General features: G+C 69.8%; 14 protein-coding genes. 11 read left to right on the top strand and 3 right to left on the bottom strand.

The window, feature by feature from the left end; translation table 11 throughout:
* Positions 1–113 precede the first annotated feature (113 nt).
* Both ACH492_RS27325 and ACH492_RS27330 read right to left on the bottom strand, forming a co-directional pair.
* Entirely contained in the window at positions 114–5033 is a 4920-nt protein-coding gene (locus ACH492_RS27325) for a DNA-binding protein (protein ID WP_398990326.1), read from the bottom strand.
* Complete coding sequence (locus ACH492_RS27330) at positions 5030–5902, bottom strand: DUF4132 domain-containing protein (protein WP_398990327.1); 873 nt, start codon at positions 5900–5902, stop codon at positions 5030–5032. Before ACH492_RS27330 ends, ACH492_RS27325 begins: the two co-directional genes overlap by 4 nt.
* A 630-nt stretch (positions 5903–6532) precedes the next feature.
* Here ACH492_RS27330 and ACH492_RS27335 point away from each other — a divergent pair.
* From ACH492_RS27335 to ACH492_RS27345, 3 genes are all read left to right on the top strand, one after another.
* Positions 6533–9490: a LuxR C-terminal-related transcriptional regulator gene (locus tag ACH492_RS27335; RefSeq protein ID WP_398990328.1), complete on the top strand. Its 2958-nt coding sequence runs from the start codon at positions 6533–6535 to the stop codon at positions 9488–9490.
* Between the two features lie 153 nt (positions 9491–9643).
* Positions 9644–9796 carry a hypothetical protein gene (locus tag ACH492_RS27340; RefSeq protein ID WP_398990329.1) on the top strand — a complete coding sequence of 51 codons (153 nt, stop codon included), beginning with the start codon at positions 9644–9646 and terminating at the stop codon, positions 9794–9796.
* Between the two features lie 17 nt (positions 9797–9813).
* On the top strand, positions 9814–12717 hold the full coding sequence (locus ACH492_RS27345) for an ATP-binding protein (protein WP_398990330.1): 2904 nt from the start codon (positions 9814–9816) through the stop codon (positions 12715–12717).
* Here the strand turns inward: ACH492_RS27345 and ACH492_RS27350 are convergent.
* Complete coding sequence (locus ACH492_RS27350) at positions 12710–13018, bottom strand: hypothetical protein (protein WP_398990331.1); 309 nt, start codon at positions 13016–13018, stop codon at positions 12710–12712. The two genes, ACH492_RS27345 and ACH492_RS27350, sit on opposite strands and share 8 nt — an antisense overlap.
* Positions 13019–13082: 64 nt before the next feature.
* Between ACH492_RS27350 and ACH492_RS27355 the strand changes: the two genes are divergently transcribed.
* The 8 genes from ACH492_RS27355 to ACH492_RS27390 all read left to right on the top strand — a co-directional run bounded on the left by ACH492_RS27355 (position 13083) and on the right by ACH492_RS27390 (position 23906).
* The gene (locus tag ACH492_RS27355; RefSeq protein ID WP_398990332.1) at positions 13083–14174 is read left to right on the top strand and encodes a LacI family DNA-binding transcriptional regulator; all 1092 of its coding nucleotides are present in this window, start codon (positions 13083–13085) and stop codon (positions 14172–14174) included.
* Between the two features lie 233 nt (positions 14175–14407).
* Complete coding sequence (locus ACH492_RS27360; RefSeq protein ID WP_398990333.1) at positions 14408–15652, top strand: sugar ABC transporter substrate-binding protein; 1245 nt, start codon at positions 14408–14410, stop codon at positions 15650–15652.
* Positions 15653–15657: 5 nt separating this feature from the next.
* On the top strand, positions 15658–16626 hold the full coding sequence (locus ACH492_RS27365) for a carbohydrate ABC transporter permease (protein WP_398990334.1): 969 nt from the start codon (positions 15658–15660) through the stop codon (positions 16624–16626).
* Positions 16623–17447, top strand: coding sequence for a carbohydrate ABC transporter permease (locus ACH492_RS27370; RefSeq protein WP_398990335.1), 825 nt, complete (start codon positions 16623–16625; stop codon positions 17445–17447). Before ACH492_RS27365 ends, ACH492_RS27370 begins: the two co-directional genes overlap by 4 nt.
* Before the next feature lie 44 nt (positions 17448–17491).
* Complete coding sequence (locus tag ACH492_RS27375; RefSeq protein ID WP_398990503.1) at positions 17492–18886, top strand: glucoamylase family protein; 1395 nt, start codon at positions 17492–17494, stop codon at positions 18884–18886.
* Positions 18887–18957: 71 nt separating this feature from the next.
* A complete protein-coding gene (locus tag ACH492_RS27380) occupies positions 18958–20811 on the top strand; it encodes a glycoside hydrolase (RefSeq protein ID WP_398990336.1) in 1854 nt (617 codons plus the stop codon).
* Positions 20812–21441: 630 nt separating this feature from the next.
* Positions 21442–22305: a hypothetical protein gene (locus tag ACH492_RS27385; RefSeq protein WP_398990337.1), complete on the top strand. Its 864-nt coding sequence runs from the start codon at positions 21442–21444 to the stop codon at positions 22303–22305.
* Positions 22306–22379: 74 nt separating this feature from the next.
* A complete protein-coding gene (locus tag ACH492_RS27390) occupies positions 22380–23906 on the top strand; it encodes an amino acid permease (RefSeq protein ID WP_398990338.1) in 1527 nt (508 codons plus the stop codon).
* Positions 23907–24023 lie beyond the last annotated feature (117 nt).

The raw sequence follows: 24023 nt of genomic DNA on the forward strand, positions 1-24023 counted from the left end.
GGGGGGGGGGGGGGGGGGGGGGGGGGGGGGGGGGGGGGGGGGGGGGGGGGGGGGGGGGGGGGGGGGGGGGGCGGCCGCGGCGGCCCCCCCCCCCACCACTTGCTCTCACAGGGTCAGCGGCGCCTGCCCCGCCGGACCTTGAGTTCCGCGAAGCGGGGAGCGTCGCCTTCCCGGATTCGCTGCCAGGCCCTGCGGTAGAGGTCGGCGGCGGGTTCGGTCGGGACGAGCACACCCAGTGGCGCACTCTCACCGCTGACCAGGTCGTACAGCGGCAGCTTCCACTGCTCCAGCGGCAGCCGCGGGGCCTTGAGGTCGACCCAGCCTCCCGGCAGGAAGAGCGAGCGCGCGGCGCGGGTGCGGCTGGCTTCGACCACCAGGTCGCTGGCGGCCAGTTCGGCGCGCGCGGCCTTGAGGCGGGCGGGCTTCCAGCCCGTCCACCTCGCGGTGTTGCGGTCGGTGGGGTCGGGCATGGCGAGCAGAGCCAGGTAGAGCGCGGCGGTATCCTCGCTGATGCCGAACTCCTTGGCTGCCTCGGTGACCAGTTCGGGCACCGACCGGGTGGGGTCCTGCGGCCACCAGGTGCCGTCCTTGCCCCGCTCTCCCGCGGCCGGGTCGCCCGGCTCGGCGAGGAACCCTTCGAAGCGCGGGTCGCCGGCGAGACGCAGAGCCACCTCGGCAGGGAACGGCTGCTGGTCGTCGCCGCGCAGGGCAGACAGGTAGGGGTCTTCGCCGGCCGCGTCCAGCAGTGCCGTACGGATTCCCGGCGCGGGCTGGTCGTCGTGGGTGGCCATGATGACGGCGCCGTAGCGCTCGTAGCCCTCGCCGACCTCAGTCGGGGCACCCGCCACCTTCCGGAAGTCGGGAAGACCGACGTACCGGCCCAGGTCGAGCATCAGCTCGGGGTTGGCCAGTCGGTCCCGTACAGCCGTCAGCGCGGTGGGCAGGGCAGCTCGTATCCGGTGGCCTGCGGGCAGCCGGTGGGCGAGCCAGGCGGCCAGGGCGACCGAACCGATCAGCGTGTTCGCGGTGAACCCGTTGGCGTCCTTGTCCTTGTCGGCGGGGCGGACGCGGTCGCCGCTGACCGCCCACGCCAGGTCCCGGCTCAGCTCCGGCGCGGCGGCCGGGTCGAGCAGGGCGGGCAGCGCGCGGGCCGACTCCCACCATGCGGGCCGCACGGCGCGAACCGCCTCCGCGAGCAGCCCTTCGGGGACGGCGACCCGCCTGCCCACCTTGCTGTTCCAGATGTCCGCCGCCGCGGCCACGTCCGGGCCGTCCTTCCACAGCCGGGCGGGTTCCGCGGGCAGCAGAGCCGCGACGACCGCACGCCGGATGTCGGCGCCCAGGTGGCGCAGCTCATCTCTGGCCACGGCCGATTCGGCCACCTTCACCCCGAGCGTCGTCCGCGCCTCGGTCGGCAGGAAGCTGCGCTCGTACGTGTCCACCCGCGGCATCCCGGCCACGACCAGCCGGGCCATCGTCTCCGTGACCCCGGTGAGGCGCGCGAACTCCTCGGCCGCCTCCGGGAACCAGGGCGCCGGGCCGCACCCGGCCGACTCGGTCAGGAAAGCCCCCAACCAGCCCGCTTCCCGGGTCTCACCGACGCGGGACGAGGATTGCACGGTGTAGGGCGCGGGAACGTCGAAACGCCCGGACGGATCGTGGAAGAGCGCCGTGAACTCGCAGCCGTTACTGTCCGAACTCCCTGTGTCCACGAAGGCCAGGAAGGCGCCGTCGTTCAGCTGAAGCAGCCCGCGCCAGGTGCCGTCCCGCCGTGCGCCATCGGCCTTGGTGAGCAGGTTGTCGTCGAGGTGCAGCCGGAAACGGCGCCAGCGGGCGGGCTCGTCGGCCGTGGACAGGCCGAGTGAGTCCAGTTCGCGGAGCAGCTCGTGCAGTGCCTCCCGGTGTTCCTGCTCGGCGACCACCGATGCGGCCCGGAATGCCATGGCGGCGCAGGTGTCGAGCAGGGTTTCCCAGTTCAGGACGGCCTGCGGGAGTTCCGGCCCGTCGAAGTGCAGGCGGACTGCCGGGGCGGGCTCAGGAGCGTCGCGCAGCGCCTGGCCGACGGTGCGGATCTGGCGGAAGGCGCTGTCGGACTCCCAAACGCGGGACCACCGGTAGCCGCTGGAACCACCGAGGCCGCTGATCGCTTCCTCGAGCAGCCCGTCGGCGGGGCCGGCCGGCGAAGCCTCCAGGTGCCCGCCCTCGAGGGCCTGGGTGAGCCGGGCCGCCGCCGAGTCGAGCGAGGCCTGCTGCGCGGCGGCGAACCGCACCACCCCGGCGATGCCCGCAACCAGCGCGTCATGGCTGACCTGCGGCAGCAACGTACGGATCAGGGCGGGCAGTTCCTCCTTCTCCCCGGCGTTGGCGGCCTTGAGCAGCGCTGCCGTGGTGTCGCGGTCGATCCGGCGCAGGGCCACGGAGCCCTGCGGGTCCCGGGGCTGAAGGCAGTGCCAATAGCGCAGTGGCGGGAGGATCAGAGTGCCTTCTGCGAACGTCCCCGGGGGATCGTCCGTCTTGGCCACCGCCGTGACGACGCCGTCCGGGTCGACCAGGCTGACCTTGTAGCTGCCCTGGACGACCGCCCGGGGCCGGTCGTCCCCGGGAAACACCACTGCACGGGACGGCCGTTCGGAGCCGCTCGCCATGGTGACGGTGTGTCCGGCCAGGTCCTCACCGCGCAGCGAACCGTCGGGCAGCTGCACCACCCGCCAGCCCAGCAGTCCGTTCACCGGGAACCCGGCGGGAGTGGCTTCGGCCGACGGGGCGGGCAGCAGCCAGCCGGAGTGGAAGGTGCTGCCCGCCGGGGCGTTGTGCAGCGCGTCGGCGAGGAAGCCGGGCATGCCCTTACGTCCGTGCTCCCCGGTGGCCGGGTCGTACTCGTACCACCCCGCGGTGTCGTAGTCCGACCCGTCCCAGGTCCACACCCAGTACGAGGTCCCGTCGGTGATCACTGACCGCTCGTCGGACAGTGCGGTGTCCCCGCGGTGCAGCACTCCGGTGCCGGTGGTCCGCCCGCCGCTGGGCAGCGGCAGGGTGGTCGCGCCGGTGCTGCGATACCAGTTCATACGCGTGCCTCGGGTACTGCTGCCGCCATCCATCGGCTGCAGGCGGTCGGCGGAGGTGTGCCAGTATCCGCGCAGCCCGTTGCCCAGTGCCCGGGAGTTCCAGTAGACGAGCAGTTCGCCGTCCACGTAGTGGAAACCGGGGTCCCCCCAGCCGTCCCCGGCCGGTATCCGCAGGTCGTGGGTGAGTACGGTGCCTTCGGCACCGATCACCCTGGCCTGCGAGGGGCGTGCGACGATCAGATGGGGCCAGGCGTCCGCGATGATGAGGTCGTCGACGTCCTTCGGGGCTACGAGAGCGGCTGCCGCCTCCTCCCACGCGGGCCAGCCCAGCTCGTCGAAGAGCCCTGCCCTCAGCGCCCGGGTGAGCACTGGGGCGAGGTCGGTTCCGGCAGCCTCGCGCACCTCGTCCTCGGCGAGCACCAGGGCCTCGCCCGGCAGCCAGGCCAGGCGCCGCAAAGCGTCGGGCAGTTGCGGCAGGCCGGCGGCAGACGACTGCTGGGCCACCTCGCGCGTCCACTCGGCAAGCATCGGGCGCCCGCCGGGGGACTGGGCCAGCACTCGAAGCGCCCGCAGCCCGTCCTGGTCGTTGCTCAACCTGTTCGCCCCGCGGTGGAACGCGGGCCGGAACCGGGGGTCGGCCTCCAGCGCGACCAGATCGCGCTGCCCCTCGTCCATCGCCCACTGCTCCAGGCTCAGCCCGGTGTTCTCCCCGGGGTCGGCAACCGGCACGCCCAGCGACAGCAGCAGGTCCAGCAGGTCTACGTCGTGGTTCGTGGCAGGCAGCGCCCGGCCCGATTCGGCGAGTTCGGCGCGCAGCTGGGCGGCCATCCGCTCCACCAGCGGGTAGAGCACCGGCAGACGGGTACATTGCCGCCAGCTGGATCTCCGGAACGGCAAGAACCGCCCGAACCAGCCCGCGGTGCCGTCCACGGGGCGCTCTTCCCCGGGCAGCGTGGCTTCGCAGAGCCCGGCGGTGGCGCCGGACTCCTCCAGCAACTCCAGCCACAGCCTGGGCATTTCATCGTCGCTACTGGCGGGCATCAGGTTCAACAGCATCCCGCGTGTCGCGGGTTCCTGCCGGGCCAGGGCCACCAGTGCTGGACGATGGGCCTTCCACCAGCCCGTCGCCGCCCGCAGCGTGGCGGGCAGGACCAGCAACTCGGCCAGGTACGCCCGCTCTTCGGCGTCCGCGTCCGTACCCGCCGCCCGCGCCAGCCGGCGCAGGTCGCCCGCCATCTGTGCCGACGGCTGCAGACCGCCCGCGGTACGCCGTACGCACAGCCTGCGGAACCGGCGGAATGCCTCCTCCGCGGGCACCCGCGCGGCCAGTTCCTTCGCGTACCCCGACAGCACCTTCACCGGCAGTGCGCCGGCCAGTGCGAACTCCAGGAACACCTCGTCCAGCCGGTCCTCGTCGACCTGCAGGCCGTGCCCGGCCTCGGCCTTGCGCGCCCGGGAGAACATCTGCGCGGCGTATGTGGCGTTCTCCACCGCAAGGAAGACTCGCCCGGCCTGCTCGTAGAAGGTCGGCAGGAAGTGCGGTACGGCGGCGGCCAGTTGACCGGCGAGCTGCTGGTATGCGTCCAGGGCCGCTTTCGGCTTCGACTTCGCCTGCCGGGCCGCCCGCTCCAGCTCCGGGACCACGGCCAGCGCGTGGTGGCCGTCCTCCGGGTGGTGCACCAGCACCCACTCCGGGAAGCCCAGCGACTGCCGCAGCCCCAGCCCGACGTCCGACGGCTCGGCGTCCTGCTCCAGGCCCAGGAAGCCGGCCGCCAGATCCTCCGCCGCGCCCAGTTCACCCGCGACCAACCGCACCACCACCCGGTCGTCCAGCCCCGGATGCCGGTACGTACGCGCCGTCAGCGGCACCGCCCGCTCGCCCGCACCCTCCGTACCCGGCGGCAGCACCGCCCCGGCCGTCAGCAACTCCACGGCCTCCCTCTGCGAAACCTCAACCGTGTTACTCATGCGTCCTTCCCCTCCTCGACCGCGCGGCCGGCGTACAGCGCCGCGGCCATGCGCATTCCCTCGGACCAGGCCACCGGGCTGACCTCCCGCAGGGGGAGCGACCGGCCGTCCGGGTCGTGCCAGGTCAGACCGCCGGTCTCCAACTCGCCGTCCCAGTAGGGCTCCCCGATCCACACGGCGGCTTCCGAGGTCCCCCCGGCGTCCCGCACCCGGTGCGTCGCGTAGCCCCCGGAGACCCGGTAGCCGAGCGAGGTGGCCCGAGCGGCGAGACCGAACCGCGAGGAGAACTTCCCGCCGGCGAACTCCCGTACCTCGGTGGCCTTCTCCGTGAGGTCGGCGTCTGCCGGCTTGGGCCAGGTGGCCCGGTGGATCTGCTCCACCCCCTGCACCACGCCCAGTTCGGCGGCGAACTCCCGCAGGTCGTCCAGGTCTTCGAGCAGCACCGGATGAGGCAGGGTCACCGTCATTGGCGAGAGCCGAACCGTCTCGCCGTCCAGGTTCACCACTCGCAGCTCGCCGGAGTCGGTGGCGTCCCGCAGGAAGCCCACCTCGTCCCGGTCGTCCCCGACCACGACCAGGTCGCGCAGCGCCGACTGCCAGGCCTCGTCCGGCCATACTCTGGCCAGCAGTCCGGTCGGAACGGGCAGCGATGACACCATCCAGGTGTCCACCTGCGCCAGACAGGTGGTGGCATGCCGGTCCAGCCACTCGGCGAACCGGCGCAGTCGGTCCACCTCCGGGTGCTCCCGCAGTGCCTTCGGAAGCGACTTCAACTGCCGCCCCGCAGCCCGGCCCGCTGTAGCCCTCGCGGCCACCCGGCCCTCCACCAAGGCGATTTCATAGCCGTCGCCGGCGGACAACCAACCCATCGGTCCTCACTTCTTGCCGTCAAGGAATCATCGGAATACGCAGGGGGAACCGGACCCCCTCGGTGATGTGCGGAACCATAGCCACAGCCACTGACAAGCGAACTCATGGCACCGGGACAGCGCATTCGGCACCGGCACCCCTACTCGTGTGTGCACACGATGACCAACGGCCGGTGGCGGGCGACGCTGTACGCACGAATGATGTCCGTTGCCGCGCCTACGGCCGCGGCAGCGGACCCTGTGTGCCATCGCGGCGGCGCCGGTCAGCCGCCGAGCGCATCCACGCCGTCGGTATCGTGACGCACCAGGCTGTCGAGAGGCCGACTTTCCCAAACCCTCATGCCGACGGCATCAGCGAAATTGCGTAATTCGTTACGTAGACACGCTGCCTGGCCGCCGTGGGCGCGGGGCTGTGGTGCGTGTTCACAGTGCCCGCGCGGTGGGTGGGGGGTGTGTCAGTGCCCCAACTTATGCTCAGGCTGAAGCTTGTAGAGGGCAGCCCACCGTTCGCTTCTCCGACACGGCTCACCCGGCCGAGGCGGGATGCAGAGACATTCTGCTGCTGGGGTCGGGGCGAGGCGAGGAGGAGCGCAGGTGTTCGTGGTGCCATCACAGGAGACGGATTCCCCCATGGTCGGGAGGGCAACGGAAGCCGCGCGTGTAACCGGCGTCCTGGAGGCTCTCGCGGCAGGACAGGGAATGGTCGTGGAGATCGCCGGGGATCCAGGGATCGGTAAGACCGGCCTTCTGGGCCTGCTGGCCTCTCGAGCCGCGGCGACCGGTGCACGAGTGCTGCGAGCGCACGCCGTACGAGACACGAAGATCCCCTACCAGGTATTCAGGGACGCATGGGACGGTCACGCCGCCTGCGGGCCCGGCGGAAACCGGGCGCCGGGGCTGCCGCCGTTCCCAGCACCGCCCTCTCCCGCACCGGCTCACTCCGACTTCCAGGTGGGCACAGAGGTGCGGAGCGCTTTGGGGCAGTGGGCGTCCGCGCGCGGCGGCGTGTTGGTGCTGGACGACCTGCACCATTGCGGCCGGCAGTCCGCAGCGCTCGCCGCTCAGCTCGTGCGTACTCCCGTGCCCGGCCCCTTCGTTCTTGCCCTGGCACATCGCCCCCGGCAGACCGGCTCGCTGCTGCTGGAGGCGCTGGAGCACGGTGTGCACGCCGGAGCCGTGCTGCGCGTGGAACCGGACTCACTGGATGTCGGCGAGGTGGCGGCGCTGCTGGACCACTGGCGCGCCAACGGCAGTGCCGCCACCGAGCGTTCACCCCACGCCTCGTTGCCAGTCCAGGAGTCCATCTCATGGGACGGTTCCTGGGAGCACCTCGGTCCTGAAACGTACGCGGAGCAGTTGCATGCCGCTTCCGGTGGCAACCCTCGCAACCTGCGGATCCTGGCTGCCGCGGGCTGGCATCCCGACAACTGGCCGGAGCGCCCCGGAGTGAATCCTGACGGCCTGCTCCGTGAGGCCTCGGCGCTGACGGCCGAACTCAACGCTCTCAGCCCGGACGCCACGACGGCAGTCGGCGTGGCGGCCGTGCTCGGCGACCCCTTCCTTGCCGGGGACGTCGCCGAGGTCTCCGGACTCGGCCTGGAGCGCACCCTGGGTGCCCTCGGCGAACTCGCCCGCGGAGACCTGATACGGCCGTCGCACTGGGGCGGCCGGTTCGCCTTCCGCCACCTCGTACTCGGCCATGTCGCCCTGGAACACGCGAACCCCTCGCTGCGGCTGACCGCCCGCAGACGTGCCCTCGACCTGCTGACCGAGCGCCGGGCCCCTGCCGCCGCACGCGCGCGGCACGCCGAGCACCTGCTGGGCGCGGACGGCGACGCAGCCCTCCAGGTCCTGATCGAGGGCGCGACGGAGGCCGCAACCGAAACGCCCGCTACCGCAGCCCGCTGGTTCCGCCTGGCACTTGACACCCTGCCGTGCGGCGAACGGATCAGCGCGTCACGGGCCAACCTGGCACTGGACTGCTGCCGGGCACTGACCGCCGCCGGACGCCTCCGGGAGGCCCGTACCCTCGCTCACGACGTGCTCGGCCATCGCTTTGACCTTCCCGATGAACTGCGCCTGAAAGCCTACGCGGTGTGCGGCGATGTCGAGCGGCTGCTCGGCCGGTACCAGGAGGCCGATGCGGTCGTGCACGCAGCCCTGGAACTGCTGCCGCACCCGCTGCCGGAGCCGATGCCCGACGCACCCGGCCGGCTGATCCTGGCGTACGGGCAGGTGCAGGTGTGGCGCGGCACCTACGGGCGGGCACGCGCCCTGGTCCGGGAGGCGGCGCGGACGGCGGGTGAGGCCGACCAGGCATGGGGGACGGCGGTGCGCGTCCTCGCCGCTTTCGGCGAGACCTACCTAGGAGACTTGGCGAAGGCCGCACCCGAGGTCACACGGTGCGCCCGGCTTGTGGACAGCCTGCCGGACACAGTGGCCGCGGACATGCCTGAGACACTGGCGCTGCTCGGCTGCGCCGAGATGTACCTGGAGCGGTTCGTGGATTCCTACCGGCATCTGAGCCGGGGGCTCGAGGCCACCAGCGGCGGCAGCCAGAAGCACGTCCTGATGAACCAGCTCATGGGCCTGTCCATCCTCGACCAGTGGACCGGACGGCTGGAGGACGCCCGGCGCCGGGCTCGGGAGGCAGAAATGCTCGCCCGTGCTCTCGGCGCGGACGACGGCGAGGGACTGGCCATGACGATGCGCGCCGCAGCCCTGATATGGACACGAGGGCGGCGGGACACCGCCGGGCTGGTCGCGCTCGCCCAGAAGGGGGTACGCAAGACCTCCCGCGGGACCGGCTGGTGGGCCAGTTCCGCGGTCGGGCTGCTCGCCCACACCCAGTTCGTCGGTGGAGACCCGGCCGGGTGCCTCCGTACCCTCCTTGAGAAAGGCGGCGGCGATGAACTGCGGCTGGTGCAGCCTCCGTTCCGCCCGTCGCTGCTGGGCATGCTGTCCACGGCGGCGCTGCGGTGCGGCGACACCCGTGCGGCCCGCCGCTGGGCCCAGGCTGCTGAGGCCGCCGCGCAGCAGCTGGAACTGCCGATCCAGCTCGAGTACGTCCGACGGTCGAGAGCCGCACTCCACGCCACCGACGGCGAGCACGACGCCGTGGCAGAGCTCTTCCACCGGTCGGCGGAGGGTTTCCGCCGTGCAGGCATGCCGGTCCAGCAAGCCTGGACGCTGGTGACCGGAGCGCGCTCGGCCCAGACGGCGCAAGGCCAGGACGCGGCGCTGACCTGGCTCGATTCGGCTCTGGAGGTGTCCCTCGGTTGCGGTGCGCTGCGAATACGCGAGGAGGCGGCACGGGTCCGGGCACAGGTCCAGGCGACGCGGGAGTCGACCGTTCCGGGTGCGAGCGCGACGGATCAGGAGGCTCCCGACCTGCTCACGACGCGTGAGCGCGAGATCGCCGAACTGGCGGCAGCCGGCAAACGTTCACGAGAGATCGCGGATCAGCTCTTCGTCAGCACCAGAACCGTGGAGACCCACCTCAGCCGGATCTACCGCAAGCTCGGTATCTCCTCCCGCACGGCCCTGTACCGGGCCCTTCAGCGGATGCCCGACGCCGACAATCGCTGAGCGGGCCGCGCCGGTCCGGCCGTACTCGCAACCCACCGGGGAGCCGCGCGCCAGGTTTACGTAGTTCTACGGATGTGTCATGCACAGGAGGCTGCGAGCCTGGGCGTTCACAGCCGATCGCGATGGCGCTGCCTCTCCGAAAGAGCACCCCTCATGAGCTTCCCGTTCCCGTTCTTCGGGGCAGGTGACGCCGCTTACGTCGAGTGGGCTGAAATGCACGTCCTGTTCAACCGCGAGCCATCGGCAGCGGAGCGGGCCGCCTACGCGGTACGCGGCATCCGGGACATGGCCGGCGGGCCGCGGTGAGAGGCGGAAGGAACGAGATGTCCCCCACGCCGCGTCCGGCGACGCCCCTGGCGGACCGGGAGCAAGAGGAGGCACGCCTGCGTCTCGCCGTCGACGCCTGTGCCGAGGGCCGGTCGACGGTCGTCGAAGTCACCGGCGACCCCGGACTGGGCAAGACCAGGCTCCTGACGGAACTCGCCACGCGGGCACGGGAGAGCGGGCTGGCCGTGCTGTCCGGCCGGGCCTCGGAGTATGAGCGGGAGCGCCCCTTCGGGGTGGTCGCCGAATCACTGCGTGCCTGTCTGGAGGACACGGAGCGCCTCGCGGAAGCGGCCGTGGACGATGGGACGCGGGAATTGCTCGACATGGCGTTGACCCATCCGTCCAAGCCCGCTCCCTCCGGCACGCCGCCGCTCGTCGTCGAACGGTTCCGACTGTTCGGAGCGGTGGCGCGGCTACTGGAGAGCACAGGCCGGGACAGAGGAGTCCTGCTGTGCCTCGATGATCTCCACTGGGCCGACGACGGCTCGCTGGAGCTGCTGAATTACCTGCTGCGGCACCCCCCTCAGGTGCCCGTGGTCCTCGCTTGCGCCTACCGGCCGCGCCAGGCCCGGCCGAGGCTGCTGACATGCCTGTCGGAGACCGCCGACGCCTACCGCGCAGAGCGGCTGCGGCTCGCGCCGCTGGGCCGTGAGGCCGCGGAACTCCTGTTCGGCGCGGCGCTGCCACAGGAACAGCGTGAGGCGCTGTACGCCGCCGGCGGCGGCAATCCCCTCTATCTGGAAGTGCTTGCGCGGCTGGCGGAGCGGCCGCAGGAGGTGGGCGCGGGGCGCTTCGCCGACCTGCCGCGTTCCCTGCGGGCCGCCCTGGTCAGGGAAGTGGCGCTGCTCGACCCGTCGCAGCTCACCGTACTGAGGGCCGCCGCCGTGCTCGGTGACCCCTTCGACCCGGAACTCCTCGCGTCCGTCGCGGACTTTCCGCGCAGAACAGCCCTGGAGGTGCTGGACATCCTGGCCCGGATGGATCTGGTCCGCCCTGGCGGGCCGTCCGGCGCGTCCGGGCGGGTGCTGGAGTTCCGGCACCCGCTGCTGCGGGAGCTGATCTCCAGTGAGTCGCCGCCCGGCTGGTGGCTGGCGGCGCACGGCAGAGCCGACCGGGCGCTGCGCGACGCCGGAGCCGGCCCGGTCGAGCGGGCTCCCTATGTCGCACGGTCGGCCGAGCCCGGCGACTTGGACGCGGTTCAGCTGCTGTGCGAGGCGTCCGAGCGAACCATGTACTCCGTGCCGGCGACCGCCGCGTCCTGGCTGAGGGCAGCGCTACGGCTGCTGAAACCCGCCGACGGACCGGACGAGCCGAGGTTCGGCGTGCTGCTCTCGCTGTCGCGTGCCCTGGGGCTCACCGGCGACCTCGCGGGTTTCCGGGAATCACTGGGGGAGGCGCTGGAACTGCTCCCGCCCGACCGGCGCGACCGACGGGTCCAGGTGGTGACCCTGCAGGCGCAGGTGGAGCGCATCCTGGGCAGCCTCGGCGAGGCACAGGCCGTGCTGGAGGCGGAGCTGGCCGCCTGGCCCGAGACCAGCGCCGTCGCCAACCCGTTACGCCTGGAGCTGGCGACCGTACGGATGGTCCAGCGGGCATACGGCGAGTCGGCGGCGTACCTGGACACGGCACTGCGTCACGCCACGCGCACCGGAGACCGGGGAACGAGGACCGCCGCCGCCGCGTGCCGGGCCCTGGGCGCCGCCTACAACGGCGAGACCGAGGCACTGCTGGCGCATGCCACGCGGGCCGCGACGGTCGTGGACGCCATGGAGGACGAGGAACTGACTGCCTTCCTCGATCCGTTGAGCCAGCTGGGCTGGGCCGAACTGCTCGCCGAGCGCTATGACGACACCGTGCGCCATGCCAGCCGCGGCATCCGCATCGCCCGGCGCACCGGGCAGAGCCATGTTCTGCCCTACCTCCTCCTCGGCCACGCGTGGGCTGTGCGTGAGGTGGGACAGCTCGCGGACGCGATCGGATCGGCGGAGGACGCCGAGGAGATGGCGTATCTGCTGGACCAGTCCGATCTGCTCGGCTATGCGCTGGCGCTGCACGCGAAGGCGGTTGTGCTGCGCGACGATCCGATGACCGCCGCGCCCCTCGCCGAGCGCGCCATGCGGACCGTCCGGGCCCGCGGCCGACTGTGGGGGCTGACGGCCGGAGTGCTCGCCGCCATACGTTTTGAGCAGGGGCGGCTGGAAGACTGCGTCACGCTCGTACAGGAAGTCATGGCCCGGCCGGAGCACTCCGGGCCGACGCACTCCGTCAAGGCGGCCTGGTACAGCACCGCCGCACAGGCCGAGGCGGCGCGTGGCCGGCCAAGGGCGGCACGCGCCTGGGCGGAGCGCGCGGCGGAAGCGGCCGCAGTCGTGGGGCTGCGAGGCCAGCACGGATACGCGGCCGTCGCGCGGGCGTGCGCCGTGGATGGAGACAGGGATGCCGCCGTCGAGTCACTGGCCTCGGCGGCGGTGGACTTCGCGTCCACCGGGCAGGTATTCGACGAATGCCGGGCCTGGCTGTCGCTCGCCCAAGTGCTGTCCGAGGTGGGACGGCTGGACGACGCAGTGGAGAACGTCCGCCGGGCCAAGCAGACCGCGATGGCGTACGGCGCGCGTCACTTGCATACGCAGGCGGTCAACGCGCAGCGCCGGATCGGGGCGCTGGGACCGCGGGCGCGTGACGCTGCACCGTCCGTACTTTCCCCGCGTGAGCGCGCGATCGCCGAGATGGCGGGCCAGGGCCTGTCCAACCGCGACATCGCGCAGGCGATGTTCCTGTCGGTCAAGACGGTAGAGGCCCACCTGACGCGTGCCTTCCGCAAGCTCGGGGTCGACAACCGGTGGGCCCTGACCCGACTCTTCGGCGACAGCGGCGCTGCTCAGGACGGGGACGTCAGATGACCAACAGCCCGCCCGGGCCCGCGGCCTCGGCCGCCCGTTGGTCGAGTTCGGCCATCAGCCGGCTTTCCTGGTCTCGGTCGACATCGTTGACCACGTCCCAGGGGACCGGCTCGTACGGATCCAGCCGCCGCAGATAGCGGCGGTGGTCGAGGCCGTGCGCGGCGAGGGCCTCCCGGAGCCGTTCGGCGGAAAGCCTGGCCGGATCCGTGCCCGCGTCGTGCAGCGTCTCCAGGACGTACCCGATCCTTCGGTCCCCGCGCAGGCAAACGCTCTCCAGGAGGAGCCGGCCCGATTCCCCCAAGACCCGGATGGTCCGTTCTTGCTCATGTGCTACAGGGGCGCTAGCTTGATCCTCGGGACGGTGAATGCGCTTACACCCTGGTGTGCAAGCGAGAGTGGATGGTTTTTCGGTGAGTGTGCCCACGGTGTATGACGTTGCCGAGCGAGCAGGCGTCTCGATCGCGACAGTCTCCCGTGTCTACCGCAATCCGGATGCTGTACGCGCCCAGACCCGGGACCGCGTCCTCGGGGCGGCTCGCGACCTGGGCTACGTGCCGAGCGGTAGCGCCCGCGGCCTCGCCAGCCGCTCCACCGGAGTGCTGGGCCTGTGCTTCCCCGACTACGCCGACCCAGAGGCAGAGAACGCCCAGGACGACGACGTCGAGGCGATGCTGTACTCCGACGAGATCATCCGAGGCATGGAGCGGGCGGCGCGTCGGCACGGCTATGCACTGCTCATCGCGGCGTCGCTCAGCGGAGGTCCAGAGGGGTTGGTGGCGAAGGTCGCGGGCCTGGTCGACGGCTTCGCCGTGCTGGCCGGGACGGTTCCCGCCGAGGATTTGGAGGTCATCTCGCGGCGGATGCCGGTGGTGATGCTCGCCGGGCCACGCGAGATCGACCACTTCGATCACATCGAGGTGGCCAACTTCGACGGCCAGGCGGAGCTGACGCGGCACTTGGTGAAGGACCACGGCCTGACCCGGCTGGCGTTCGTCGGCGGCATGGCCGACTCTCCGGACGCCGAGGCCCGCTTCCAGGGCTATCGCGCAGCCTGCCGCGAAGCGGGTCTGCCGGTGCCCAGCCTGCCCGATGTGCGAGGCAAGCTGACCCAGACCGAGGGGCGACTTGCGGTCGAACGGCTGCTGGAGCGGGGCGGCCGGCCACCGCAAGCCATGCTGTTCGCCAACGACCAGATGGCCGTGGGAGGCCTGCATGCCCTGGAACGGCTCGGCCTGCGGGTGCCGGACGACGTGGTGGTCACCGGCTTCGACGGGATCCCGCTGGGCCGGACGATCCGACCGGCGCTGACCACTGTGCGACAGCCGATGCGTCGGCTCGGCGAGGAGGCGGTGGAGCTGCTGCTCAAACGGCTTCGCACGCCGGACCGGGCGCCCGAGTCGGTGATCCTGCCGGTGACGCTGGCCCGGCGCGCCAGTTGCGGCTGCAACGTGGCCTGAGCCACGTCCTTTACCTCCCGCCTCCGCCTCCCGCCCATTGTCCCTTGCCTCAGGGGTCCCCTTTCGGGTCCCTTTCGGTGTGCGTCGCACAGCGGAATCTGACATTCCAGGCGGAGTCCCCGTTATCAAAGCTTGATGTTCGCGCCTCTTGCGGGGCTGAGTGGCCTGCCCCCAAGGTCTTGTATGCGCTTACAGGCAGCGCATACATTTTGCCGGACTCAAGGAGGAGTCCCATGCACCGCACCATTAAGGTCGCCGCCGGGGTCAATGCGCTCCTGGCGTTGTTCACCATCACCGCCTGCGGCAGCGATTCCGGGGGTGCCGGCGCCAAGGCCGATGCCAAGCAGACGCTGACGGTGTGGGCGATGGGCACGGAAGGGCAGAAGCTCGCGGATGTCGCCAAGGCCTACGAGAAGCAACATCCCAACATCACCATCAAGGTCACCCCCATCGGCTGGGACACCGTCCACCAGAAACTGGTCGCCGCAGCCGCGGCCGGAACGCTTCCCGACATGGCGCAGATGGGCTCGACCTTCATGGGTGAGTTCGCGGGCATGGGCGTGCTGGAGCCGGTCGACGAGACCTCGTTCAGCAAGGACGACTTCTTCCCGGCCGCGTGGAACGGCAACGTCGTCGACGGCAAGACCTACGGCGTCCCGTGGTACGTCGACACCCGAGTGCTCTACTACCGCACCGACCTTGCCCAACAGGCCGGAGTCACCGAAGCTCCCAGCACCTGGAGTGACCTGCAGAGTCTGGCGTCGGGCTACCGGAGGACCGCGAAGACCAAATGGGGCATCTCACTGCAGCCAAGCGGCCTGGACACTTGGCAGAACTGGCTGCCGTTCCTGTACTCGGCAGGCGGTGACCTGGTGAAGAACGGCAAGCCGACGCTCGACACCCCTGAATCGGTACGGTCGTTGACCGAATACCGCACCTACTTCGACAAGGGCCTCGCCAAGAAGAGCGTTGCGCCCGGCTACGACGTGGTGAAGGACTTCGGGAACGGCTCGGTGCCGATGTTCTTCTCCGGACCCTGGCAGATCACCAACATCAATACCCAGTTCCCCGCGTTGAAGGGCAAGTGGAAGGCCGTCGCCGTCCCCGGCGACAAGACCAGCGCTTCCTTCGCGGGCGGCTCCAGCCTCGTCACCTTCAACAAGAGCCCGCACAAAGCGGCCGCCACCGAGTTCCAGAAGTACCTGACGTCCGCCCGGCAGCAGGCCGATTGGTTCACCAGGACCAGCGATCTGCCCGCGAACAAGGCTGCTTGGCAGCAGGCGCCGCTCGTCTCGGACGCCGGTCTGAAGGTGTTCGGCAACCAGATGGCGACCGCCAAGGCAGTGCCGCCGCTCGCCAAGTGGGCAGAGTTCGGCGCGCAGTTGGACTCAGCGATCGAGAGCGTCACCCAAGGCAAAGCCAGCCCCGCGGAGGCCGCGAAGAAGATGCAGTCCGCGACCGAGGGCCTTGTGGGCTGACAGAGATGGGCGCCACCACTGACACCCCGATCGAGACCGGCGCTGCGCCGGGCCGTCCGGCGAGCTTCGTCGCCGACCGGCCCCGGCGCTCGAGGATGGGCGTACAGCATCTCGCCGGATGGCTGTTCTCCACTCCCTTCCTGGCAGTGTTCGGCACCTTCATGGCGCTGCCGATCCTCGCCACGCTCGTGATGAGCTTCACCGACTTCGGCCTCGGCAATGTGACCGATCCGTTCTCCGCGAAGTTCATCGGCTTCGGCAACTACACGAGGCTGTTCCATGACGCCACGTTCGTCGAGGCTCTGCTGAACACCGCGTACTTCGTCGTGGTCGGCGTACCGCTCACCATCGCGCTGGGGATGGCAGCGGCCATCCTGCTGAACTCGGGGGTCGACCGGGCACGTACGTTGTTCCGGGTCGGCTTCTACGCACCAGTGGTCACCAGCATCGTCGCGGTGGCGGTGGTGTGGCGGTTCGTCCTCGATCCGTCCGACGGCCTCATCGCCGGCGTCGCCTCCGAAGTGGGGCTGACCGCGCCGGACTTCCTCGGCAGTGAGACGCTCGCGATGCCCTCCCTGATCGCGCTGGCGGTGTGGCGGAATCTCGGCACAGTGATGGTGCTGTTCCTCGCCGGCCTGCAGGCCATCCCGGGCGAAGTGCGGGAGGCGGCCCGGCTGGACGGCGCCGGCGCATGGGACGAGTTCCGCCGGATCACCGTGCCGTTGCTGCGCCCCACCACGCTGTACGCCACGGTCATCACCACCATCGGATATCTCAATGTCTTCGAGGAGCCGTTCGTGATGACGCAGGGCGGACCCTCCAACAGCACGATGACGGTGTCTCTGGACATGTACCGGGAGGGCTTCAACTTCTTCCACATGGGCTACGCGAGCGCGATGGCCTATGTGCTCCTGGTCGTGATCATGGCCATCACGATGCTTCAGCTCCGCCTGCTGAAGGACAACACCACATGAGCCGCGCGGGCAAGACACTCACCCTGGCCGTACTGTGCACGGCTCTGGTCGTGATGGCCGCACCCTTCGTGTGGATGACGCTGTCCGCATTCAAGACCAAGCCGGAACTGGCTGCCTCACCGCCGGTGTGGATCCCCACCGAGTGGACCCTCACCAACTTCCGGGACCTGCTCGACCGTCTCGACCTGCCGCGCTACTTCCTGAACTCGACACTGGTGGCGACCTTGGTCACCGTCTGCAATCTGGGCTTCTGTTCGATGCTCGGCTATGCGCTGGCGAAGCTGAACTTCGCCGGCCGCAAGCAGCTGTTCGGGTTGGTCCTGGGTGCGCTGATGGTGCCCGGCAATCTGATGCTGCTCCCGCTGTTCGTACTGATGAGCAAGCTGCAGCTGCTCAATTCGTACGCGGGCCTGGTGCTGCCGTTCGCGGCAGGCGCGTTCGGGGTGTTCCTGATGCGGCAGTTCATGATGTCTGTGCCGGACGAGCTGCTGGAGGCGGCCCGCCTCGACGGGGCGGGGGAGTGGTACATCTTCTGGCGGATCGTGATGCCGCTGGTCAAGCCCGCGCTCGCGACGCTGTCGATCCTGACGTTCCTGGCGTCCTGGAACAACTTCGTGTGGCCATTGATCGCCACCAACGATCCCGGCAAATATACCCTGCCCGTCGCGCTGGCCACGTTCGCCACCGACCCGAACCAGGCGGGCGGTTCCAACGGGATGCTGATGGCCGGGTCTTTCCTGGTCATTCTTCCTGTCTTGTTCGTCTTCATCGTTCTCCAGCGCTACTTCACCCAGGGCATCGCGACCGCCGGCATGAAGTAGGCCGCGTTGCGAGCAAGTCCGCCAGCCATCGAGGAGCACTCATGATGGACCGTCGTACCTTCCTGTCCGCGAGCGTGGGCGCGGCCGCGGTCGTCGGCCTCGGCGCGGGCCCGGCCACCGCCGCCGAACGTTCCCAAGACGCCCTTCTGTACCGCTGGTTCCAGGCCACCTACCGTTCGATGGAGGCGCTCACCACGCCGCTCGGCCTGCCCGCCGACACCCTCGACCTCAGCGGCCGCACCCCCGTCGGTTCCAGCAACACATCCCCGACGAACGTCGGCTGCCTGCTGTGGTCCACCGTGGCTGCGGGCGGTCTCGGGGTGATCGGCCGGACCGAAGCAGCCCGCCGGATCGTCCGTACCGTACGCGCCGTCGAAGGCCTGGAACGGGCACACGGCTTCTGGTTCAACTGGTACGACCCGGCGACCGGAGCCATTCTCACCAGGTGGCCGGGCACCGGTGCACCCGTACGCCCCTTCCTGTCAACGGTCGACAACGCCTGGCTGGTGACGGGTCTGAGGATCGTGGCGGACGCTGTGCCCGTGCTGCGCGGGCGGATCGAGCGCCTGCTCGATGCCTGCGACTGGTCCTTCTTCTACACGCCGTACGACGCCGCCGACCCGGTCAAGGGCCCGGGCCAACTGCTCGGCGGTTACTGGACGGACGACAACACAGTCACCGGATTTCATTACGGAGCGCTCAACACCGAGCCACGGATGGCCAGTTATCTCGGGCTGGCCGACGGCACCCTGCCGCCCGACCACTACTGGCACCTGTTCCGCACCTTGCCGCCACAGTACGGACAGGAGCAGGTCCCACAGGGCTCGAACCGCACGGTCGACGGCGTCGAGTACTTCGCCGGGCACTACACCTACCGTGGGCGCTCACTTGTCCCCTCCTGGGGCGGTTCGATGTTCGAGGCGCTGATGGTGCCGCTGTTCGTGCCCGAGCCCGAGTGGTCGCCGCGTGCGTGGGGAGTGACCCACTCCCGCTATGTCCGCAGCCAGATCGAGTTCGGCCTGGACGAGACAGGTACCGGGTTCTGGGGCCTGTCGCCCAGCAATGTCCCGGAGGGCGGCTACCTGGCGTACGGCGTTCCCTCCATCGGCATGACGACCGATCACTACGCCTCCACGGGGGCGATCACCCCGCACGCCTCGTTCCTCGCTCTCCCGTATGCGGAGTCCGAAGCCGTCGCCAACCTCCGGTCGTTGGACCGCGAGTTCGGCGCGTACGACAAGACCCACGGTTTCCGCGACTCGGTCAAGACCGCCACCGGCCGCGTCTCGGACTTCGTTCTTGCACTGGATCAGGGGATGGTCCTCGCCGCCCTCGCACAGCGGCTGCGCCCGGGTCTGCTCCAACGGCCCTTCCGCAGTGGCGGGTTCGCTTCCCGCGTCCGTCCGCTGCTGGGCCGTGAGGACTTCCTGCTCGGCTGAGCCAACCATCGATCCGCCCGGCCGCTTGTTCCCGGCAATTCCGCACACCCCGCACACGAAAGGCTGGTCCCGTGACCGACACCACGGACAAGTCTGCTCGCTTCGACTGGGAGCAACGGATCGGCGTCCTCAGCGACCAGCGGCTGACCGGCATCGGCGCACTTCCCGCACCGCGGGGCCTGACCGCTGACCACGGCGCTGGGCTCGTACGCCTCGACTGGCAGCCGGTGGAGGGCGCGCTCGGCTATCTGGTGCACCGCGCCGACCACGCCGACGGGCCGTTCCGGCCGCTGGACCACCTGGGCGGCGACGTTCTGGCCGTGCCGCATCCGCCGTACGCGGACACACTGGTCGAGCCAGGCCGCACCTATTGGTACAAGGTCGCGACGTGGAGTGACGAGGGCGCGGGAGCACTGTCCCAGACGGTGAGCGGCACTCCCGCGGCGGGCGACGGGCGCCCGGCCGCCGTCACCGTCTCGGTCGACGCCGCTACTGAGCCCGTCCCCATGCCCGATGTGTGGCGGCGCATGATCGGCGCAGAGCACTTCTCACTGCTGGTCCGGGACGGGCCCGGCCCGGGCGGGTCGGATGTCGCGCAGGAGTACGGGCAGGCGCTGAGCATCGTCCGTGACGAGATCGGAGTTCGTTCGGTCCGGGCGCATGGCACCTTCCTGCCGGAGATGGTCAGGGTCCGCGCTGACGGGTCCTTCGACTTCTCAGGCCTGGACGAGGTCTACGACAGGTTCCTGGCCGGTGGTCTGCGGCCGGTTGTCGAACTCTCCTTCATGCCGACGGAGTTGGCCTCCGACCCGCAGTACACGGTCTTCTACTACAAGGCGGTGGTCTCCACCCCGAAGGACTGGGACCACTGGGGCGACCTGTGCCGCGACCTGACCGTCCACCTGCGTGAGCGCTACGGACCGGACGAGGTCGCGACCTGGGAGTTCGAGGTCTGGAACGAGGCCAATCTTCAGGTCTTCTGGAACGGCACCCAGGACGACTACCACCGCCTCTACGAGGTCGCGGCGCGCGCGGTGAAGTCCGTCGACGAGCGGATCCGGGTCGGCGGCCCCTCGTCGGCGGCCGCCGGCTGGGTCGGCGCACTGCTGGAGTACTGCCGCGAGCGTGACGTGCCGGTCGACTTCGTGTCCACCCACACCTACGGCAACGCACCGCTGGACTTCCGGCCGCTCACCAGGTCCTTCGCCAAAGCCACCGACAAACGGGAACCGGAGATCCTGTGGACCGAGTGGGGCGTCACGCCGACCCATTTCCACCGGGTCAGCGACGCCGCCTTCGCCGCACCCTTCGTACTCCGAGGCATGAAGAGCGCCCTTGCCTCGACCGATTGCCTCTCCTACTGGGTCGCCTCCGACCAGTTCGAGGAACTCGGGTGGCCGCCCAAGCTGTTCCACGGCGGCTTCGGCCTGCTGACAGTCGGCAATTTGCGCAAGCCGCGCTTCTGGGCGCTCTACCTGCTGTCCCAGCTGTCCGGGGGCCGGATCCCGGCCGTGGCGAGCGGGGACGGCGCCGAGGCGACGGTGGAGGCCCTGGCCACGCGTAGTGAGGACGGCACCACAGTGGACGTCCTGGTGTGGAACGGCACCCTGGATCAGTCGAAGATCGACGGGGCCACCGTACTGGACAGGTCGGTGACGATTTCAGTGTCCGGACTGCGCCCCGGCATGACCTACCAGGTGTCCTCACGGCGGGTGGATGAGACGCACGGCAATATCCAGCGCGTCTGGGACGGGTTCGGTGGTGGTGACTGGCCCGACGCCTCGCAGTGGGAGGCGCTGCACGCGGCCGACACCCTGCCGATCGAGCCGCTTGCGCAACTGACCGCCGACGCCGATGGCGCTGCATCGGTCACGATCACCGTTCCGATGCCGGGCATACGGTTCCTGCGCCTGGCGGGGCGCTGAACTCCGGGGGCCGGGTGGACCTGACACCACCTGGCCCCCGGGACCGGCAACAGGCGGTGGGCATGTCGACCTTCACATGCCGGCGCACGAGGGGTGCCGCGCAGCCCCGCGAGCACACGAAGGCGGACCGGATGATGTGTTACGACCAACCTTCCACCAACCTTGCTATGGCGCCTGAAGCTATTCCCCACAGCGAGAACTACGGGTCTCCTGTTGCGAATGCGGAACAACTTGAGCGCCGCCCACTCCCTGACCGAGCGCGCCGGCCAGACCCACCGCCCCCGTGCCTCGCCTCCAGTTCGATGTGGGCAGAAGACGGCACAACGCTGGCCGCCTGTGCCGTGACGGGCGACCCGCTCCCCGCGCACGCCGTCGAACTGCGCCCCGCCCTGTGGCCGTGCTCATCGACGGCCTGAGACTCAACAGCCCTGACAACTGACCAGAGTTCGCCGTTCGACCGCAGATGGGACCCCCACCCATGCCTCCCACCTTTGGATCGACATCAAGGCACTCGCGCCGTGCCTTGCCCGTCCTCCTTGCTCAAGGTTCCTGATGTTCAGAAGACTTGGTCAATCTCCCTCCACAGGCCTTGACACTCATCCGGCACGGGACGACGAGACGTTACGCCGTGTGTGCCAAGACACTGCGATGGGCCGCTGGGAAGCGGCCCGTGACCTGCTCCGAGCCACCGGTCAGGACTGGGACCGCCGGATCTTCCGGCTGCAGGTCCTCGCTCATGGCGCAGCCGGGCTGCGGTGGGCGGAAACCTGGGCCAACGCTGAACGGGCCAACCCGGATGCCCTTGTGATGCTTGCTTACGTCCAGGCCGTGCGCTCCCTCCTCGTCGGGCCGGAGCGTGGGCGGGAGCTGCTGGAGCAGGCATGGGCGACCTGTCAGGAGGCCGCCGACGCGTTGGAGAGCGATCCCTCCCCATGGGTGGTGCGGATAGTGCTGCTGCGCGTGCACTGCCCCGACCGGAAGACACTCATGGAGTTATGGAGGGAGGTACGCGCTCGCGACCCGTACAACCGGGAGGCCTATCACGAGCTGCTGACCTACGTCTTCGAGCGCCACCACGGCTCGAACGGAGAAATGCACAACTGGGCCCACGAGTTGGCCTCCTTGACGCCGCGCGGCACGCCCCTCGCGGTGCTGCTCCTCGTCGCGTACGCCGAGAGCCACCGCATTCGGCTGGAACGGAACAGCCGGACGTACGGGCTGACCATCCACCCCTGGCTGGACTGCCCGGACATCGATCGAGTTCTGGACGGCTGGTGGCGCTACCGGGCTCCGCGGCCGCACGCGCACTTCATGGACGACGCCAACTATCTGGCACACGCCTTGTCGTACGCCAACCGTCACGAGGAAGCATTCGAGGTCTTCGAGGCCATCGGCCCGTATGCCGCACGCCTGCCCTGGGCCTACTGCGGAGACCCGGCACAGCTGTTCCTGCGCCATCGAGCCTGGGCCCAGAAGGCGATCGACCCTCGCTGAGCCCAGGAACCGCCGACCCGGGTCGATTCGCGGAATCCACGTATCCATCCCTGCCTGAAAGGAATCCTTCCCCCGTGCCCTTCGACATTCCCGCCGTCTCGGACGAGGAACGCCTGCGCCAGCTGGGCTATACCCAGGTACTTGCCCGGCGTATGTCCGGTTTCTCGAACTTCGCCGTGTCCTTCACCATCATCTCCATCCTGGCCGGATGCCTGACGCTGTACGGGTTCGGTATGAATACCGGCGGCCCCGCGTTGATCATTTGGGGCTGGGTCGCCGTCGGCCTCATGACCCTCTTCGTCGGTCTGGCCATGGCGGAGGTGTGCTCGAGCTATCCCACCTCGGCCGGCCTCTACTTCTGGGCGCACAAACTGGCCCCGCCCCGTACGGCGGCCGCCTGGGCGTGGTTCACCGGCTGGTTCAACGTCCTCGGCCAGGTCGCAGTGACCGCTGGCATCGACTTCGGCGCCGCCTCTTTCCTCAACGCCTATCTGGACCTGCAGTTCGACTTCGCGGCCACCCCGGGGCACACCATGATGCTTTTCGCCGCGATCCTGGCTCTGCACGGGCTGATCAACACTTTCGGCGTGCGCCTGGTGGCCATCCTCAACAGCGTGAGTGTGTGGTGGCACATCACCGGTGTCCTCGTCATCGTCGGCGCGCTCGCGCTCATCCCCGAAAAACACCAGTCTGCGGACTTCGTGTTCGGGAGCTTCGTGAACAACACGGGCTGGTCTTCCACTTTCTACGTCGGCATGCTCTCCCTGCTGATGGCTCAGTACACCTTCACCGGCTACGACGCGAGCGCCCATATGACGGAGGAGACCAACAACGCCGCCGTGGCCGGTCCGCGGGGCATCATCCGCTCCATCTGGATCTCTTGGGCCGTCGGCTTCGTGCTGCTGGTCGGGCTGACCTTCGCGATCCAGGACTACGATGCGGCGCTGGGCAGCTCCACCGGCGTCCCGCCGGCCCAGATCTTCATGGACGCCGTCGGCGTGGCCGGCGGCAAGATCCTGCTGCTTATAGCCATCGGCGCCCAGCTGTTCTGCGGCATGGCCTCGGTCACCGCGAACAGCCGGATGATCTATGCTTTCTCCCGCGACGGCGCGCTGCCCTTCTCCCGCGTCTGGCAACGCGTCAATCCCAACACGCGTACTCCCACCAACGCGGTCTGGCTCGCCGCACTCGGTGCCCTGGTCCTCGGCCTGCCCTACCTGATCAACGTCACCGCCTACGCCGCCGTTACCTCGATCGCGGTGATCGGCCTGTACATCGCCTACGTCATTCCCACCTTCCTGCGCTTGCGCAAGGGGGAGGACTTTGAACGCGGACCGTGGCACCTGGGCCGGGCCAGCCGCCTCATCGGCACCATCGCGGTGATGTGGGTCGGCTTCATCACGGCCCTGTTCATGCTCCCGCAGGTCAGTCCTGTGACGATGGAGACCTTCAACTACGCCCCGATCGCTGTCCTCGTGGTGCTCGGATTCGCCGCCGCCTGGTGGCTGGTCTCTGCCCGTAAGTGGTTCCTCAACCCCGAGGGGGACCGCGGGCGTCGCACCCGCCACGCCATCGGTGTCCGCCTGGATTCGGCTGACTGATAGGTGCGCAGGTATGAGGCAGGTGCTCGACGCCCTCGATCCGGCCACAAGCTGATCGCGTGGCCGCGCAGAGGCGGGGGTCTGCCGACGACACTCGGCTGTTGTCTGCTCCGCCCC

It is taken from the genome of Streptomyces sp. NPDC019443, assembly GCF_044389785.1.
Lineage (GTDB): Bacteria > Actinomycetota > Actinomycetes > Streptomycetales > Streptomycetaceae > Streptomyces.